General features: G+C 72.7%; 15 protein-coding genes. 6 read left to right on the top strand and 9 right to left on the bottom strand.

Translation table 11 applies throughout. The features are described from left to right. Window positions 1-72 precede the first annotated feature (72 nt). Entirely contained in the window at window positions 73-2,016 is a 1,944-nt protein-coding gene (locus OHA30_RS00705; RefSeq protein WP_328911792.1) for a helix-turn-helix domain-containing protein, read from the top strand. A 42-nt stretch (window positions 2,017-2,058) separates the two neighbouring features. Here OHA30_RS00705 and OHA30_RS00700 read toward each other — a convergent pair whose 3' ends face one another. The 6 genes from OHA30_RS00700 to OHA30_RS00675 form a co-directional block, all read right to left on the bottom strand. Continuing rightward, window positions 2,059-3,153, bottom strand: a complete 1,095-nt coding sequence (locus OHA30_RS00700) for a sugar ABC transporter substrate-binding protein (protein WP_328911791.1) — start codon at window positions 3,151-3,153, stop codon at window positions 2,059-2,061. A gap of 190 nt (window positions 3,154-3,343) precedes the next feature. Further along, complete coding sequence (locus OHA30_RS00695; RefSeq protein ID WP_328911790.1) at window positions 3,344-4,444, bottom strand: branched-chain amino acid ABC transporter permease; 1,101 nt, start codon at window positions 4,442-4,444, stop codon at window positions 3,344-3,346. Further along, window positions 4,441-5,328: a branched-chain amino acid ABC transporter permease gene (locus OHA30_RS00690; protein ID WP_328911789.1), complete on the bottom strand. Its 888-nt coding sequence runs from the start codon at window positions 5,326-5,328 to the stop codon at window positions 4,441-4,443. Before OHA30_RS00690 ends, OHA30_RS00695 begins: the two co-directional genes overlap by 4 nt. Beyond that, a complete protein-coding gene (locus OHA30_RS00685; protein WP_328911788.1) occupies window positions 5,328-6,146 on the bottom strand; it encodes an ABC transporter ATP-binding protein in 819 nt (272 codons plus the stop codon). Before OHA30_RS00685 ends, OHA30_RS00690 begins: the two co-directional genes overlap by 1 nt. After that, entirely contained in the window at window positions 6,143-6,886 is a 744-nt protein-coding gene (locus tag OHA30_RS00680; RefSeq protein WP_328911787.1) for an ABC transporter ATP-binding protein, read from the bottom strand. The genes OHA30_RS00685 and OHA30_RS00680 overlap by 4 nt, the downstream gene beginning before the upstream one ends. A gap of 3 nt (window positions 6,887-6,889) precedes the next feature. Continuing rightward, on the bottom strand, window positions 6,890-8,131 hold the full coding sequence (locus OHA30_RS00675; protein ID WP_405786000.1) for a substrate-binding domain-containing protein: 1,242 nt from the start codon (window positions 8,129-8,131) through the stop codon (window positions 6,890-6,892). 237 nt (window positions 8,132-8,368) lie between these two features. Between OHA30_RS00675 and OHA30_RS00670 the strand changes: the two genes are divergently transcribed. Both OHA30_RS00670 and OHA30_RS00665 read left to right on the top strand, forming a co-directional pair. Continuing rightward, a complete protein-coding gene (locus OHA30_RS00670) occupies window positions 8,369-9,175 on the top strand; it encodes a CoA transferase subunit A (RefSeq protein ID WP_328911785.1) in 807 nt (268 codons plus the stop codon). Between the two features lie 2 nt (window positions 9,176-9,177). Continuing rightward, window positions 9,178-9,828, top strand: coding sequence for a CoA transferase subunit B (locus tag OHA30_RS00665; protein ID WP_328911784.1), 651 nt, complete (start codon window positions 9,178-9,180; stop codon window positions 9,826-9,828). A 27-nt stretch (window positions 9,829-9,855) separates the two neighbouring features. Here the strand turns inward: OHA30_RS00665 and OHA30_RS00660 are convergent, their stop codons facing one another. The 3 genes from OHA30_RS00660 to OHA30_RS00650 form a co-directional block, all read right to left on the bottom strand. Further along, window positions 9,856-10,752, bottom strand: a complete 897-nt coding sequence (locus OHA30_RS00660; protein ID WP_328911783.1) for an alpha/beta hydrolase — start codon at window positions 10,750-10,752, stop codon at window positions 9,856-9,858. A gap of 190 nt (window positions 10,753-10,942) precedes the next feature. Next, on the bottom strand, window positions 10,943-12,583 hold the full coding sequence (locus OHA30_RS00655) for a purple acid phosphatase family protein (RefSeq protein ID WP_328911782.1): 1,641 nt from the start codon (window positions 12,581-12,583) through the stop codon (window positions 10,943-10,945). 147 nt (window positions 12,584-12,730) lie between these two features. Further along, on the bottom strand, window positions 12,731-13,636 hold the full coding sequence (locus tag OHA30_RS00650; protein ID WP_328911781.1) for a LysR family transcriptional regulator: 906 nt from the start codon (window positions 13,634-13,636) through the stop codon (window positions 12,731-12,733). 110 nt (window positions 13,637-13,746) lie between these two features. Here OHA30_RS00650 and OHA30_RS00645 point away from each other — a divergent pair, with 110 nt between their 5' ends. Genes OHA30_RS00645 through OHA30_RS00635 form a run of 3 tightly spaced genes read left to right on the top strand, consistent with a single transcriptional unit; the run spans window position 13,747 to window position 17,160 of the window. After that, window positions 13,747-14,451, top strand: coding sequence for a succinate dehydrogenase (locus OHA30_RS00645; RefSeq protein ID WP_328911780.1), 705 nt, complete (start codon window positions 13,747-13,749; stop codon window positions 14,449-14,451). Window positions 14,452-14,461: 10 nt separating this feature from the next. Continuing rightward, window positions 14,462-16,411 (top strand): fumarate reductase/succinate dehydrogenase flavoprotein subunit, encoded by a 1,950-nt coding sequence (locus tag OHA30_RS00640; RefSeq protein WP_328911779.1) that lies wholly within the window; start codon window positions 14,462-14,464, stop codon window positions 16,409-16,411. Next, entirely contained in the window at window positions 16,408-17,160 is a 753-nt protein-coding gene (locus OHA30_RS00635) for a succinate dehydrogenase/fumarate reductase iron-sulfur subunit (RefSeq protein ID WP_328911778.1), read from the top strand. The genes OHA30_RS00640 and OHA30_RS00635 overlap by 4 nt, the downstream gene beginning before the upstream one ends. The last annotated feature ends 128 nt before the right edge of the window (window positions 17,161-17,288 follow it).

The following is a 17,288-nucleotide window of genomic DNA, read 5'->3' as shown; positions in this document are numbered from 1 at the left end:
GACCCCGCCGTGCGGGGGCCGGCCGCCGGCCGCCGCACGCACCCGTTTCCGACACCCCGCACGGTGGCCACCATGTCAGCAAGCCCCGCCTCCATCGCCCCCTACATGCGCCGGCTCCTCGAACTCATCGCCGAGGACGCCCCCGCCGAGGAGTACGGAGCCCTCGCGGCGCGGGCCCGTACCGAGGGAGCGGGCACCGCGGAGCTGTCCGAACTGGAACAGGCCACCGGGACCGCGCTGCGCATCCGCCGGGTACTGCGCAGGCACCGCCGCCGCGAGACCGAGCTGACCGCGCTCTTCGACACCGCGAGCGACCTGGCCGCGCTGCGCGACCTGGACGCCGTGCTCCAGTCCATCGTCCGCCGCGCCCGTATGCTGCTCGGCACCGACACCGCCTACCTCACCCTGCGCGACGAGGAGGCCGGCGACACCTATATGCGGGTCACCGACGGGGCCTTCTCACCGCTCTTCCAGACCCTGCGGCTCAGCTACGGCGACGGGCTCGGCGGCCTGGTCGCGCAGACCTCCCGCCCGTACGCGACCCCCGACTACCGCACCGACCAGCGCTTCCGGCACACCGGGTCGATCGACGAGGGGGTGCTCGACGAGGGCCTGATCGGCATCCTCGGGGTGCCGCTGCTGCTGGGCGGGCGCGGCGGCCCCGGCGACAGCGGCGGCCATGTCATCGGCGTGCTCTTCGCCGCCGACCGCACCCCCCGCCCGTTCTCGCCCGACGAGGTCGCGCTGCTGTGCTCGCTGGCCGCGCACGCCGCCATCGCCATCGACACCGCGAGGGCGATCACCGACCTGGCCGAGGCCGGCGCCGTCATCCGCGAGCACGCCGCCGCCATGCAGCGCGCCGAGGAGGCCCACGACCGCCTCACCGACCTGGTGCTGCGCGGCGGCGACCTGTCCGAGGTGGCCGCGGCCGTCGCGGGCCTGCTCGACGGCGCCATCGCCATCCACGACCCCGAGGGCCGTACGCTCGCCGCCGTCGGCCGCCGGGGCGAGGAGTTCACCGGGCCCGCCCCCGAACCCGCCTCACTGGTCAAGCACGCCGCCGACTCGCACGCCGCGGCCCGCGCGGTCTTCCGCGACAGCCGGTGGACCTGCGCGGTGCTGGCCGGGCAGGAACTGCTGGGCAGCCTCGTGCTCTACGGGCGCGGCCGGCTGGACGACTCCGACCGTCGGCTGTTCGAACGCGCCGGGGTGGTCACCGCGCTGCTGCTCCTGCTCAGCCGCTCGGTCGCCGAGACCGAGAACCGGGTGCGCGGCGAGCTGATCACCGACCTGCTCACGGACCCCGACCGCGACCCGGCCGGACTGGTGGTACGCGGCCGCCGGCTCGGGGTGGACCTGACCCGGCCCTGTCTGCTGCTGGTCGCCGAGACCGCCGCCGACTTCCACGACAAGCTCGCCGGGGCCGCCGGGCAGTATCTCTTCGGCAGCGACGGCATCAGCGCCGAGCAGTCGGGCACGGTCGTGCTGCTGGTCCCGGACCGGGGCGCCCGGCCGGGCGAGGCCGCACGGGCCGCCGTGGCCCAGCTGACGCCGCTGGTCGGCGCGCCGGTCTCGGTGGCCGCCGGAGGACCGGCGTGCGGGCCGCGGGCCCTGGCGGACGCCCACGAGGAGGCGCTGCGCTGTCTGCGGGCCCTCCAGTCGCTCGGCCGGACCGGCGACGGCGCGAGCGCGGTCGAACTCGGCTTCCTCGGCGTGCTGCTGGGCAGCGACCGGGACGTCGACACCTTCGTACGCGCGACCCTCGGCCCGCTGCTGGAGTACGACGCCCGGCGCGGCACCGAACTGGTCCGCACCCTGGGCGCCTACTTCGCCTGCGGCGGCACCCTGACCCGTACCAAGGACGAACTCCATCTGCACGTCAACACCGTGGTGCAGCGGCTCGACCGGATACAGGCGCTGCTCGGCGCGGGCTGGAACGACCCGGAGCGCGCGCTGGAACTCCAGCTCGCGCTCCGGCTGCACCTGCTCTCCGACACCCGCGGCCGGCCGGCCTGAGGACGGACTGTCCTCGGCCGGGCCGCCGCGGGCTCCCGGCGGCTACTGCAGGCCGGCGTCCTTGCACGCCTGGGCGAACTCGCCGGTGCAGATCTGGTCCAGGGTGTACAGACCGTCCTTGAGCACGGTGTCCTTGACATTGGCCTTCGTCACCGACTGGGCGGTCAGCAGCTTGGACGGCACGTCCTGGCCGGAGCCGCTGGTGGACGAGCCGTCGGCGACCGACTTGACGTCCTTGCCGTTGAGCAGGGCGACCGCGATCTCGGCGGCGGCCTCGGCCTCCGGCTTGTACGCCTTGTAGACCGTGGAGGACTGAACGCCCGTCAGAATCCGCTGGACCGCGGCGAGGTCGGCGTCCTGGCCGGTCAGCGGGACATTGATGCCCGCGCCCTTGAGCGCGGTGGCGATACCGCCCGCCATGGTGTCGTTGGCGGAGTAGACGCCGGCGATGTTCTTCGCGCCGAGCTGGGTGATCGCCGCGGTCACCTTCTGGTTGGCGACGGTGTCCTTCCACAGCCCCGACTGCTCGTAGGCGATGTCGACCTTGCCGTCGAGGATCTTGTGGGCGCCGGCCTTGAACATGGCGGCGTTCGGGTCGGCCGGGTCGCCGTCGATCATGACGATCTTGGACTGCGGGGTGGCCTTGTCGCCCATCGCGTCCAGCAGCGCCTGGCCCTGGAGCTCGCCGACCTTCTCGTTGTCGTAGGAGACATACGCCGAGACCGGGCCCTGCGCGAGACGGTCGTAGGCGATGACCTTGATGCCCTTGTCGACCGCGGCCTGGACCGAGGACTGGATGCCCACCGAGTCCTGCGCGTCGAGGATGAGCACCTTCACACCCTTGGCGATCATGGTGCTGACCTGCTGGGCCTGCTTCGCCGGGTCGGCGCCCGCGTTGTCGTACTCCAGCTTGCAGTCCGCACAGAGCTCGTGGATCTTCGCATCGATCAGCGGCCTGTCGAACCGCTCGTACCGCGCGGTCACGGTGTCCGGCAGCAGCAGTCCGATGGACTGGCCCTTCTTGCCGTCCGACGCCTTGTCCTTGTCCTTGTCCCCGGCCTTGCCGCACGCGGCCATGGTGAGCGCCATCGAGACGACGGCTGTTCCTACGAGCACCCGACGTGTCATCGCGTTCATGAAACCTTGCCTCCCCGGACAGGGCCGCAACAGCGCGGCCCAGGTGTCGGCGAGTCAACTCGGCCGACACCCGGCCCGTCAATAAGTTCAACATCGGAGATTTTTGCGCGACTAACAGGGGTGAAACGGGCATTGATATGCCATATGACCGCCGAAGAGTATCGAAGATCATCGGAAAACGGGGTAAAACTCAGGGTGACACGGCGTCGGATCGCCGGGCCGCCCGCAGGCGTTCGGGGAGCCGTACGACACCGCCGGGCAGTACGTACACCACGACCACGAACAGCGTGCCGAGCAGGACGAGCGGCTGCGACAGCGGGACCCGCAGCACCGACGGCAGCCCGGCCACCGAGCCCGAGCCCGCCAGGTCGCCCAGCCGCTGATCGGCCCAGGTGTAGAGCACCCCGCCGACCAGCGGGCCCCAGCGCGAACCGGAGCCGCCCAGCACGACCATCACCAGCAGCGACAGGGTGAAGTCGGAGGTCGTGGTCTGCGGGGTCGCGCCGCCGGTCAGCAGCAGGTGCACGATGCCGCCGACCGCCGCCAGCGCGCCGGCCAGGACGAAGGCGGTCAGCTTGAAGCCGTACGGCCGCAGGCCCAGCACCTCCACCCGGCGCTCGTTCTCCTTGATGCCCTCCCAGACCCGGCCGGTGGGGGAGCGGACCGCCCACTGCACCACGAGCACGGTCACCACGAGATAGGCCAGCGCGATCCAGTACAGATTGACGGTGTTGCCGATGCCGGCCAGCGACCCGGGCAGTTTGTCCGCCGGGATCGCCCGGCCCTCCTCGCCGCCGGTCACCCCGCCGGGGTCGCGCTCCACCAGGATCGACCCGGCCTGCGCGAACGCCAGCGTCACCATCGAGAAGGCGATCCCGCTGACCCGCAGCGCCACCGAGCCGAGCAGCGCGGCCAGCGCGATCCCGGCCAGCAGCCCCAGCACCGCCGAGGCGGCGAACGGCAGTCCGGCCTCGATCATCAGGATGTTCGTGGCGTAGCTGCCCGCCGCGAAGTACAGCGCGTGCCCGAAGGAGAGCAGCCCGGTCCGGCCGAGCAGCAGGTCGTACCCCGTGGCGAGCGCGCCGAACACCAGGCACAGGGCGAGCAGTTGGAGATTGCCCGCGCTGCCGATCGGGCCGTCCAGCAGTCCCGGCAGCGGCAGCGAGCTGTACGGCGCCGCGAGCAGCGCCACCAGGGCGGCCAGCGGCCACCAGCGGGCGATACGGCGGGCCTCCGAGGGCGGCGGCGCGCTCTTGCGGGCCGTGCCGCGGATCGGTGTGGCGGTGGTCATGCGAGCCTCCCGGTGAGGCCGCTCGGCCGGAGCAGCAGCAGTGCGGCGAGCAGGACGACGACGGCGAGGTCGCCGAGTCCCGAAGTGGTGTAGTAGTTGGCGAACTGCTGGACCAGGCCGACCCCGACGGCCGCCAGCGCGGCGCCCGCGACCGAGCCCATGCCGCCCATGACGACCACGACGAAGGCGAAGATCAGCAGCGAGGTGCCCTGCGCGGGGTCGACCGAGCCGTAGTACAGCCCGCCCAGCGCCCCGCCGAGCGCGGCCGCGGCCCCGCCGATCGCGAAGACCAGGGTGAACGCCTTGCGCACGTCGATGCCCAGCGCGGTGACCATCGCCCGGTCCTCGACCCCGGCCCGTACCACCAGGCCGTGCCGGGTGCGGGCGAGGAAGAGCCGCAGCGCCACCAGCACCACGGCGGCGGCGCCGATCAGCACCAGCCGGTTGACCGGGATGCGCGCGCCCAGCAGCCCGAAGGTGCCGGACAGCGCGGCCGGCCCGGGGAACTGCCGGGCGTCGGAGCCCCAGATCGCCGAGAGCAGCGCGGGCACCGCGAGACCCACCCCGACGGTGGCGAGCACCTGCTCGCGCGGCCGCTCGTACAGCGGCCGGATCAGGGCCAGTTCGAGCACCATCGCGGCCACCGTGCCCACCGCGGTGCCGAAGACCACCGCGAGCACGAAGCCGAGGCCGCCCGGGCCCGCGCCCGGCAGATGGCCGGAGGCCGCCCACCAGGTGGCGTAGGCGCCGACCGACAGCAGGGCGCCGTGGGCGAAGTTGAGGACGTCCATCAGACCGAAGATGAGGGACAGCCCGGAGGCCACCAGGAAGTACAGGGCGCCCAGGCCCAGTCCGGTGACGGCGAGCAGCACGACCGTGGACATCAGGCGCCCGCCTCTCGGTCGGCCTGGACGCCGGGGTGCGCCGCGGGCGCGGCGTCCGCTGAACGGGGTGGCACGGTCGGTCCTTTCGTGAACGGGGTCTCGCGGCGCCCGACGCCCAGCAGCCTGCGGGTGGCCTCGGCGTCGGCGAGCAGGTCGGCCGCGGGCCCGCGGTGCGCGGTGCGGCCGTCGGCCAGCACGACGCAGTGCTCGGCGAGCCGCCGTACCATCGCGAGGTTCTGCTCGACCAGCAGCACGGGCACGGCCTGCGCGGCGCGCTCCAGCACCTGGGCGACCTCGGTGACGACCTTGGGGGCCAGGCCCTTGGTGGGCTCGTCGGCGATGATCAGCCGGTTGCCGCCCAGCAGGGTGCGGCCGATGGCCACCATCTGCTGCTGCCCGCCGGACAGGGTGCCCGCGGGCTGCCGGGCCCTGGCCTTGAGTTCGGGGAACAGTTCGTGCACCAGCGCGTACGCGGGCTCGCCCGCGCCCGGCCGTTCGGCCAGCCGCAGATTCTCCGCCACCGTCAGCGCGGCGAACACCCCGCGGTCCTCGGGCGCGTAGCCGATCCCGCGCCGGACCAGGGTGTGGGTGGCCAGCCGTACGGTCTCCTCGCCCGCGAACCGCACGCTTCCGGTGCGCGGCACCAGGCCGAGCACCCCGCGTACGGTCGTGGTCTTGCCCGCGCCGTTGCGGCCGAGCAGCGCGGTGACACCGGAGGGCGCCACGTCGAGGTCCACGCCGTGCAGGATGTGCCGGCCGCCGATGACGACGGCCAGGTCCCGGACCGCGAGCAGCGGTTCGGCCGCCGCGGGGCTCACAGCGCCTCCCCGAGGTACGCCTGCTGCACGGTGGCGTCGGAGGTGACGGCCTGCGGGGTGTCCAGGGCCAGCAGCGTGCCGTGGTGCATCACGGCCAGCCGGTCGGCCAGGCCCAGCAGGACGTCCATGTGGTGTTCGACCATGAGTACGGTGCGGCCCTCGTCGCGGTGCAGGGAGCGGATGAGTTCGGTCAGTGCGGGCACCTCCTCGGCGCTGACCCCGGCCATCGGCTCGTCGAGGAGCATCAGCCGGGGCTCGCCGACGAGCAGCACCGCCAGTTCGAGCTTGCGTTTCTCGCCGTGCGACAGCGCGCCGGCGGTGGCGTCCGCGCGCCCGGCCAGGCCGGTGCGCTCCAGCACCCGCTCGACCTGGCCGGAGAAGGAGCGGGCCCGCCGCCAGATCCGGTACGACCCGCCGGCCGCGGCCTGGGCCGCGAGCCGGACATGGTCGGCCACGGTCATCGCGGGCCACAGGCTTGAGGTCTGGAACGTGCGCCCGAGGCCGCGCCGGGCCCGGGCGGGCACGTCCTCGGCCGTGATGTCGGTGCCGTCGAGCGCGATCGACCCCCGGCTCGCCGGTACGAGGCCGCTGATCAGATTGAACAGGGAGGTCTTGCCGGCGCCGTTGGGACCGATGAAGGCCAGGAACTCGCCCTCGCGCACGTCGAAGGAGACATCCTCGACGATGGTCGCGCCGCCGACCGACCACCCCAGGTCACGCAGCCGGAGTACGGGGGTCACCGGTCAGCCCGCCATCGACTTCTGCGGCGGGACGGCGGAGGCCATCGGCAGCCGGTTGATCAGCTCCGGCTCGGCGGCCGTACCGGTCCCGTTCAGCTTGGCGGTGAACATCGGCTGGAGCAGCGCGTGGTCGGTGGCCCTGATCTGCTCGTCGCCCTTGGGGCCCTCGAACGACCAGCCGGCCAGGGCGTCGGCCATCGCGGTCGCGTCGGTGGGGCTGCCCGCCTCGATGGCGTGCACGATCATCTGCGCGGCGGTGAAGCCGTCCGGGCTGAACAGGTCGGGGGTGCCGCCGGCCTTCTTGATGCCGTCGAGCATCGCGGTCTCCACCGAGGTGTGCGCGGCGCCGGGGAAGTAGTGCGCCAGGAAGTTGATCTTCGACCCGGCGGTGCCGAACAGCGGGTAGGAGGCGGTGCCCGCCAGGCCCGTGACGACCTTCGTCGAGGTCACCACGCCCTGCTGGTCAAGCGCCGTCCACAGCGCGGGGGCGCTCGCCCCGGCCCAGGCCACGAAGACCAGGTCCGGCTTCTTCGCCTTGACCTGCTGGGCGAACGGCGTCAGGTCACCGGCGCTCGGCGGCGCGAGCACCGAGTCCACCTTCGCGCCCTGCCCGCCCAGCACCTCCTTGACCGCGGCCACGTTCGCCTGCCCGAAGGCCGAGTTCTGGGTCAGCACCGTGACCTTCTTGCCCTTGGAGTCGCCCAGCAGCGACCCCGCGGTGAGGATGTCCTGGTACGACTGCCGCCCGGAGCGGAAGGTGTACGCGTTCAGACCGGTCAGCGCGTCGGTCGCGGCGGGCCCCGCGATGTAGAGGACATGGTTCTGCGCGGCCAGGGGCGCGAGTTGCAGCGCCACACCGGAGTCCGTGGTGCCCGCGATGATCGACGTGCCCTTGCCGATCAGGGTCTTGGCCTCGGCGACCGCCTTCGCCGGGTCGCCCGTGTCGTCCTGCTCGATGACCTCGATCCGGTGCCCGGCCGCCTTGCCGGTGTTGTGGGTGGCGTAGGCGAGCCCGGCGTTGAAGCCGTCCAGGTACTGCTTGCCGTAGGCGGCCAGCGGGCCGCTGCGGGAGTAGACCAGACCGACCTTCACGGCTGCGGACTTGGCCTTGTCGCCGCCCGAGGGCGCACTGCCCGCGGTACCGGCCTTGCTGCACCCGGCCAGCATGACGCCGGCGGTCAGCAGCGCGAGCGCGGTGAGGGATCTGCTTCTTGACATGCTCGGTGTACTGCTGCTGTGGCGCATGGTGAACGGCTCCCGAAGAGGTGGACGATTGGGCAAACCGTAGAAGCGCCCCGCCCAACCTGACATGTGGGCGGCACACGCACTCCTGCGGGGAGCCATGTCGGCGGCGGACATGGCGGGGCTCATGCCCGCTTCGAAAAGGTGGCAGGACCGGGCCCCGCCGTGCGCCGGGCCCCGCGCCCGGCCGGTGAGTCGGGCCCCTCTCCCACACACGACCCCTTCGGGGAAGGCGGACGCATGGACAAGGTGGTGGCCTCGGCCGACCGCGCGGTGGCGGACATCGCGGACGGCGCGACGCTCGCCGTGGGCGGGTTCGGCCTGTGCGGCATCCCGTCGGCACTGATCGACGCGCTGGTACGGTCCGGCGCCGGCGATCTGCGCGTGGTGTCGAACAACTGCGGGGTCGACGACTGGGGACTCGGCCTGCTGCTGGGCGCGGGTCGGATCACGCGGATGACGTCCTCCTACGTCGGCGAGAACAAGGAGTTCGCCCGCCGCTATCTGTCGGGCGAGCTTGAGGTGGAGCTGACCCCGCAGGGTACCCTCGCCGAGCGACTTCGGGCAGGTGGGGCGGGCATTCCCGCGTTCTGGACCCCGGCCGGCGTCGGTACCCAGGTCGAGGAGGGCGGGCTGCCGTGGCGGTACGCGCCCGACGGCTCGGTCGCGGTGGCCTCACCGCCCAAGGAGGTAAGGGACTTCGGCGGCGTACGGCATCTCATGGAGGAGGCCATCACCGCGGACTTCGCGCTGGTGCGGGCCGCGGTCGCCGACCGGCACGGCAACTGCGCCTTCCACGCCGCCGCCCGCAACTTCAACCCGCTGTGCGCGACGGCCGGCCGGATCACCCTGGTCGAGGCCGAACGCATCGTGGAACCGGGCGAGTTGCCGCCCGACGCGGTGCATCTGCCCGGGGTGTACGTCGACCGGGTGGTGGCCGCGGGCCCGTACGACAAGCGCGTCGAGCGCCGTACGGTCCGGGCCGCCGCCGTACCCACTGTGCCCACTGCCCTTGCCGCTTCCGTCCCCGACTCCCAGGAGAAGTGACCGTGGCCCTCGACCGCGACCAGCTCGCCGCCCGCGCCGCCCGTGAACTGCGCGACGGCCAGTACGTCAACCTCGGCATCGGACTGCCGACGCTGATCCCCGGCCATCTGCCCGAGGGCGTCCATGTCGTCCTCCAGTCGGAGAACGGCGTCCTCGGCGTCGGCCCCTACCCGCTCGCGGGCGACGAGCACCCCGACCTGATCAACGCGGGCAAGGAGACGGTGACCGTCCTGCCCGGGGCCGCGTACTTCGACTCCGCGTTCTCCTTCGGCATGGTCAGGGCCGGCCGGATCGATGTGTCCGTGCTCGGCGCCATGCAGGTCTCGGCCGCCGGTGACCTGGCCAACTGGATGATCCCCGGCAAGATGGTCAAGGGCATGGGCGGCGCCATGGACCTCGTGCACGGCGCCCGGCGGATCGTCGTGGTGATGGAGCACACCGCCCGCGACGGCTCCCCGAAGATCGTCGAGGAGCTGACGCTGCCCGCCACCGGTCGCCGCGTGGTGGACCGGATCGTCACCGACCTCGCCGTCGTCGACGTCACCCCCGACGGGCTGCGGCTGGTCGAACTCGCCCCGGGCGTCGGCCTGGAGGAGGTACGGGCCGCCACCGGCGCGGCGCTGCTCGTGCCCGAGGGCGCCGGGCAGCGCTGAGCCGTGGAGTCCCCCCGGCCCGCAGTTTCAGCCCCGGGCCGGGGTACGGCGTACTGCGTCGGCCAGATGCGCGGCGACGGTACGGGCGCCGGACGCGCCCAGCAGCACCGAGTAGTGGTTGACGTCCGGGACGAAGTGCAGTGCGACGCCTTCCCGGTCGAGACCGCTCGCGGCGATCACCTCGGGCGCGTACAGGCCGACGGGCTCGTTCCCCAGCCCCCGTTCGACCCACAACAGCCGGGTGGGGACGGTCAGTTCGTGGATCGCGGCGAAGACCGCGGGGCGGCGCAGCTCGTCCTCGGCGTCCTCGCGGACCGCCGCCGCGCGGCACGCGGAGCGCAGCAGCGGCTCGTCGCCGACGAGGTCGCGGTCCAGATACGCCTCGACCACCGGTCCGCCCAGCTCGGCGAAGGCCGGGTGGTCGGCCCAGAACGCGTGGTAGGCGGCCCGGTCGGGGAACTCCATCTCCAGCTTGCGCATCGCCGGGCCGATCACCGCGTGCAGCAGCGCGTCGAGGTCGGTGTCCGCAGGGACCGGGAAGCCCAGCCCGCCGTCGACCAGGACGAGCGCGCTCCAGCGGCCGGGATCGCGGCGGGCCGCGACACAGCCGACGAAGCCGCCCATCGAGTGCCCGGCGAGCACCGCCCGCTCCAGGCCGAAGCGGTCGAGCACCGCCAGCAGGTCGTCGGCGTGCCGTTCCATGCCGCACACGCCCGCGACATCGCGGCTCAGTCCGCGGCCGCGCAGATCGGGTGCGATCAGCTCCACGTCGCCCAGTGCCTCGGCGACCTCGGCCCAGGCCAGCCCGTTGCTCGCGATGCCGTGCGCGGCGACCACCGTGCCCGCGCCCGGGGCGCCCGGCCAGCGGCGTACCGCCAGCCGGCCTCCGTCGACCTCGACGCCCACGTCCTCGTAGTCCCGCATGTGCCGCTCCCCGCGCCGCTCGGCCGCAGTACCGTACGGCGGCCTGAGCAGGATAGACACCGCGCGGACGCCCGGTCATGGAGGCGTCCCCCACAGCCGGGCGTGCGGGTATGTGCGCCGCCCACCCGGCCGGGCGGCGCCGGGCGCGCCTACGGTCGCGCACCCGGCGTCCCCTCGTGCGTACCCTCGCTCAGCGGTGCCCGTCGGAGCGCTTGCGGTGCAGCGTGAAGCGCTCGAACACCGACAGCTCGCCGTCGGGCTTGTTCACGTTGTAGTACGTGACGTGGATGCGCGTCGTGTCGCCGGGGCCGCGGCCCGGGTCGACGGTGAACGCGGCGAAGCCGTAGGGGTGTTCGGTGTCGCGGACGCCCGCCCAGACCGCCTTCTCGGTGACATAGGTGGCGGTGCGCTTGCCGCCCGCGCCTGCCGTGGCCGAGACCGCGGTGATCACCTTGCCGGTGCCGTCCTTGAAGAACGACTGGTTCGTGGTGCCCGACACCCCGCCGCCGCCGAGCACCATGTGCACGGTGCCCAGGCCCGTGTCGATGTCGTCGGTGGCCCGGGAGACCGGGTGGGGGGTGAGCGTCTCGCTGCCGGAGACGACCCCGCGCACGGCCAGCGAGCGCTCGTAGTTGTGCTCGTGGCCGCACACCACCAGATCCACTCCGTAACGGTCGAAGAGCGGGCCGTACGTCTGCCGCAGACCGAGGTCCGAGCCGTTGGCGTCGGTGGAGCTGATCATCACCTGGTGCATGGCCACGACCACCCAGTCGATGTCGCGGTCGGCCCGCGCCGCCTTCAACTCCCGTTCCAGGAAGGCGAGCTGGCGTCCGCCGGAGTAGCCGTGCACATAGACGTCGCCGCCGTCCTGGAGGCAGTTGTCGTCGTTCTGCAGCACGATCACCCGCACCGAGCCCGCGGTGAACGCGTACCACAGGCCCGCGAGTTCGGCGTCGCTCTCGGTCGACGGGAGCTGGAAGTACGTCTGGTAGGCGCCGAGTCCGATCGGGCCGTTGCCGCTCTCGATCTCGTGGTTGCCCGCGGCGGGCATCCAGGGGCGGAAGCGGGCCGAACGGTTGTTGTTGGTGAAGAAGTTGTTCCAGGTGCGCACCCGGTCGACATCCAGGTTGGCGTAGCACAGGTCGCCGTTGAGCAGGTGGAAGAGCGGCGCGACCTGCTCGACGCCGGTCACGATGTCCTGGGTGGCCGGGGTGGAGTTGGCGTCCAGGCCCACCGCGCCCGCCGCCGTCCAGGTCACCTGCGGCGCCGACTGGTCGCCGAAGCTGGTGAAGGTCAGCGGCTGCCGTCCGCGCGGCGCGGTCCTGAAGGTGCCGCTGTCGGGTGTGGCGCCGTCGTGCTGGACCAGGTAGAGGTACTCCTTGCCGGGGGAGAGCCGGGTGAGCGGCGCGTGGTGGACATGGACCGTACGGCCGGACTTGCCGTCGGTGTACGTACGGGTGCGCGCCTGCACACTGGAGCCGAGCCCGTGGCCGAGCGTGCCGTACAGCACCCGGGGGTGCTTGACCGGGCCGTCGGTGATCCAGGACACCACCATCTGGGTGGCCGGGTCCTTGCCGAAGGTCAGGTGCAGGCCCTGCACCGGGGGCGCGCCGGCCGTGTCGGGGGAGGGGTGGAAGGCGGGGGCTCCGGCCGGGGACGACGCCGAGGCGGGCGCGGCGGTCAGCAGCGGCGCCGTGACGGCGGCGGCGCCGGCCGTACCGAGCAGGCCGACGGCGGTACGGCGGTCCATGCCGCCGCTCGCGGATGCCTGCGGCAGGTCGGTGCGGGTGCCGGTCCTCGGGTCGGTGTCCGGGTCCAACTGTGCGGCCATCGTCGCTCCTTGGTACAAGGGCTGGGAACGCGTGCAGACTCCCGCCCGAGGGCGACGGCCGGTTGAACACGGCCTTGCCGCAGGCCGTCGGAACGCCCTGTGACGGCCCGACCCCGCGCCGGACACGGCCGCCGGCGCCGGTTCCGCTCAGCCCGCCGTGGCCGTGGGGGCGCTCCGGGCGGCGGCCAGCAGGACTTCCTGGAGGACCCGCGCGGCCCTCGGCGGCGCCACGTCGCTGCGGTGGGCCAGCGCGACCGTGCGCCGCAGCCCCGGGCGGGCCAGCGGGGTGACCCGCAGCTCGTGCCCGGCCCGGGCCGCGACCATCCCCGGCACCACCCCGATGCCCAGGCCCGCGCGGACGAAGCCCAGCACCGCGTCCATCTCCCCGCCCTCGACGGTGAAGTACGGCTCGAAGCCCGCCGCCCGGCACGCCCCCAGGGTGAGGTCCCGCAGGTCGTACCCGTGCCGGAACATCACCATCGGCCGCCCTTCGAGATCGGCGATCCGCACCGGCGAGCGCGGCGGCTCGGACCCGATCGACGACACCACGACCAGGTCCTCCTGGAACAGCTCGACCGTGGTCAGCGCGGGCGACGGGCTCGGCAACGGCAGGACGACCAGCGCGAGATCGAGCGTGCCCCGCGCCAACTTCCGTACCAGGTCGTGCGATCCGCCCTCCTCGATCAGCAACTGCACGCCCGGGTGCCGGTCGTGGTAGATCCGCAGCACATCGGGCAGCAGGCCGGTGCACAGGCTCGGCGTCGCGCCGAGCCTGACCCGGCCGCGGCGCAGCTGCGCCAGTTCCAGCACCTCGTGCCGGGCGGTCTCCGCGTCCGCCAGGATGCGCCGGGCCAGCGGCAGCAGCGCCTCCCCTGCGGCGGTGAGCGTGATGTTGCCGCGGGCCCGGCTGAAGAGCGCCGCGCCGAGTTCGTTCTCCAGCGCCCGGATCTGCTGGGAGAGCGACGGCTGCGAGACATGGACCGCTTCCGCCGCCCGGGTGAAGTGCCGGGCGTCGGCGACGGCCACGAAGTACGCCAGCTGCTGGAACTGCATGCCTTACACCTTAAAGACGCCGTCCCGGCTCGCACGATAGGCAGGGCCTATGGAGTCCAGCCTGATCATGTCTTGGACCACTGGTCGTCCGGGGCCTTAGCGTCGTGTCCATGGCACTGGCAACGCGGACGGACCGACGGCCGTCCCTGGCCCGGACCGTGTGGGACTCCTCCGTCGGCAAGAAGACGATCATGGCGGTGAGCGGCCTTTTCATGCTGCTCTACCTGGTCGCCCACATGCTCGGCAACCTCAAGATCTTCTTCGGCCCCGACGACTTCAACGGCTACGCGCACTGGCTGCGCACCCTCGGCGAGCCGGCCCTGCACTACGAGTGGGCGCTGTGGATCATCCGGGTGCTGCTCGCCGCCGCCGCCGTGGCGCACGGCGTGTGCGCCTACCAGCTCAGCCGCCGCGACCTGCGGGCCCGCCCGGTCGGCTACGCGCACCGCAGGGCCCGCAGCAGCTACGCCACCCGGACCATGCGCTGGGGCGGGGTGATCCTCGGCCTGTTCATCGTCTGGCACCTGCTCGACCTCACCACGCTCACCGTCAACCGCAACGCGCAGCCCGGCCACCCGTACCAGAACGTCGAGGCGACCTTCCACACCTGGTACGGCGACGTGATCTACATCGTCGCCATGCTCGCGCTGGGCCTGCACATCAGGCACGGCTTCTGGAGCGCCGCCCAGACCCTCGGCGCGGGCAGCCGCGGCCGCGACCGCGTACTCAAGACCACCGCCAACGTCCTCGCGCTGGCACTGACGGCCGGTTTCATCGCCGTGCCGGTGAGTGTCATGTGCGGAATCGTCAACTGAGCGAGCCGACATGAGCGATTACCCGCAGTACGTGACCGGAGCGCCGCTGGCCGACACCCGCGCGCCCGGCGGACCGATCGCCGAGCGCTGGGACACCCGCCGCTTCACCGCGAAACTCGTCAACCCCGCCAACCGCCGCAAGCACACCGTGATCGTCGTCGGCACCGGCCTGGCCGGCGGCTCGGCCGGCGCCACACTGGCCGAACAGGGCTACCGCGTCGTCCAGTTCTGCTACCAGGACTCGCCGCGCCGGGCGCACTCCATCGCCGCCCAGGGCGGCATCAACGCGGCCAAGAACTACCGCAACGACGGCGACTCCGTGCACCGGCTGTTCTACGACACCGTCAAGGGCGGCGACTTCCGCTCCCGCGAGTCCAACGTCCACCGACTGGCGCAGATCTCGGTCGAGATCATCGACCAGTGCGTCGCCCAGGGCGTGCCCTTCGCCCGTGAGTACGGCGGCCTGCTCGACACCCGCTCCTTCGGCGGCGTCCAGGTCTCCCGTACGTTCTACGCGCGCGGCCAGACCGGGCAGCAGCTCCTGCTCGGCGCCTACCAGGCACTGTCCCGGCAGATCGCCGCCGGGAACGTCGAGATGCGTCCGCGCACCGAGATGCTCGACCTGATCGTCGTCGACGGGCGGGCCCGCGGCATCGTCGCCCGCGACCTGGTCACCGGCGAGATCAGCAGCCACGTCGCGGACGCCGTGGTGCTGGCGACCGGCGGCTACGGCAACGTCTTCTACCTGTCGACCAACGCCATGAACTCCAACGCCACCGCGATCTGGCGGGCCCACCGCCGCGGCGCGTACTTCGCCAACCCCTGCTTCACCCAGATCCACCCCACCTGCATCCCGCGGACCGGCGAGCACCAGTCCAAACTCACCCTGATGAGCGAGTCGCTGCGCAACGACGGCCGGATCTGGGTCCCCAGGGCCAAGGGCGACACCCGTGGCCCCGCCGACATCCCCGAGGCCGAGCGCGACTACTACCTGGAGCGGATCTACCCCTCCTTCGGCAACCTCGTCCCCCGCGACATCGCCTCGCGCGCCGCGAAGAACGTCTGCGACGAGGGCCGCGGCGTCGGACCCGGCGGCCAGGGCGTCTATCTGGACTTCGCCGACGCTATCGCCCGCCTCGGCCGAGGCGCCGTCGAGGAGCGCTACGGCAACCTCTTCGAGATGTACGAGCGGATCACCGCCGAGAACCCGTACGAGGTCCCGATGCGGATCTACCCGGCCGTGCACTACACGATGGGCGGCCTGTGGGTGGACTACGACCTCCAGACCACCCTCCCGGGGCTGTTCGCGATCGGCGAGGCCAACTTCTCCGACCACGGCGCGAACCGGCTCGGCGCGTCCGCCCTCATGCAGGGGCTGGCCGACGGCTACTTCGTGCTGCCCGCCACCCTCAACGACTACCTCGCCCGCCACCCCCGCGGCGACGAGGTGGACCCCGCGCACCCGGCCGTGGCCGAGGCCGTCACCGCGACCCGCGAGCGGCTGCGGCGGCTGGTCGGCGTCGACGGCGACCGTACCGCCGACTCCTTCCACCGCGAGATCGGCGAACTGATGTGGGAGCACTGCGGCATGGCCAGGAACGAGGAGGGGCTGCGCAAGGCGCTGGCCCGGATCCCCGAGATCCGCGAGGAGTTCTGGCGCCGGATCAAGGTGCCCGGCATCGAGGCCGAGTTCAACCAGTCGCTGGAGCGGGCCAACCGCGTCGTGGACTACCTCGAACTCGCCGAGCTGGTCTGCCTCGACGCGCTGCACCGCGCGGAGTCCTGCGGCGGCCACTTCCGCGAGGAGTCGCAGAGCGCCGACGGCGAGGCCGCGCGGCGCGACGAGGAGTTCGCGTACGCCGCCGCCTGGGAGTTCACCGGCACCGGCGCCGCGCCCGTGCTGCACAAGGAAGACCTCGTCTTCGAGTACGTCCACCCCACCCAGCGGAGCTACGCATGAGGCTCACCCTGCGCATCTGGCGCCAGAAGGACACGGCCGCGCCCGGCGCCATGACGGCCTACGACGTGGACGGCGTCTCGCCCGACATGTCCTTCCTGGAAGTCCTCGACACCCTCAACGAACGGCTCACCCTGGACGGCGAGGACCCGGTCGCCTTCGACCACGACTGCCGCGAGGGCATCTGCGGGGCGTGCGGCGTGGTCATCAACGGCGAGGCGCACGGCCCCGAGCGCACGACCGCCTGCCAGCTGCACATGCGGTCCTTCCGCGACGGCGACACCGTCGACGTCGAGCCCTGGCGGGCGGGCGCCTTCCCCGTGGTGCGCGACCTCGTGGTCGACCGGTCGGCCTTCGACCGGATCATCCAGGCCGGCGGCTACGTCAGCGTCCCCACCGGCTCCGCGCCCGAGGCGCACGCCACGCCCGTGCCCAAGGGCGACGCGGACCGGGCCTTCGAGCACGCCGAGTGCATCGGCTGCGGGGCGTGCGTGGCCGCCTGCCCCAACGGCTCGGCGATGCTCTTCACCTCCGCGAAGATCAACCACCTCGGCGCCCTTCCGCAGGGCGCGCCCGAGCGCGAGACACGGGTGCTTGACATGGTGGCCCGGATGGACGAGGAGGGCTTCGGCGGCTGCACGCTGGCGGGCGAGTGCGCGACCGCCTGCCCGAAGGGGATCCCGCTGATGTCCATCACCGCGATGAACCGCGAATGGCTCCGCGCCCACCGCAAGTCCCCCCGCCGCGCCTGACCCCCCGCCGCGCCTGGCACCGCTGCACCGCGAGGAGTACCTGCTCCAGGTCCGGCGCGGGCTGTCAGGACTCGGCTGAGGGGCGGGCAGGACCGGGCGGGAGGGGTGTGCCGCGCTTGACCCGGCGG

Origin of the sequence: Streptomyces sp. NBC_00223, assembly GCF_036199905.1 — a bacterium.
GTDB lineage: Bacteria > Actinomycetota > Actinomycetes > Streptomycetales > Streptomycetaceae > Actinacidiphila.
This window is presented reverse-complemented; position numbering and strand designations above follow the sequence as displayed.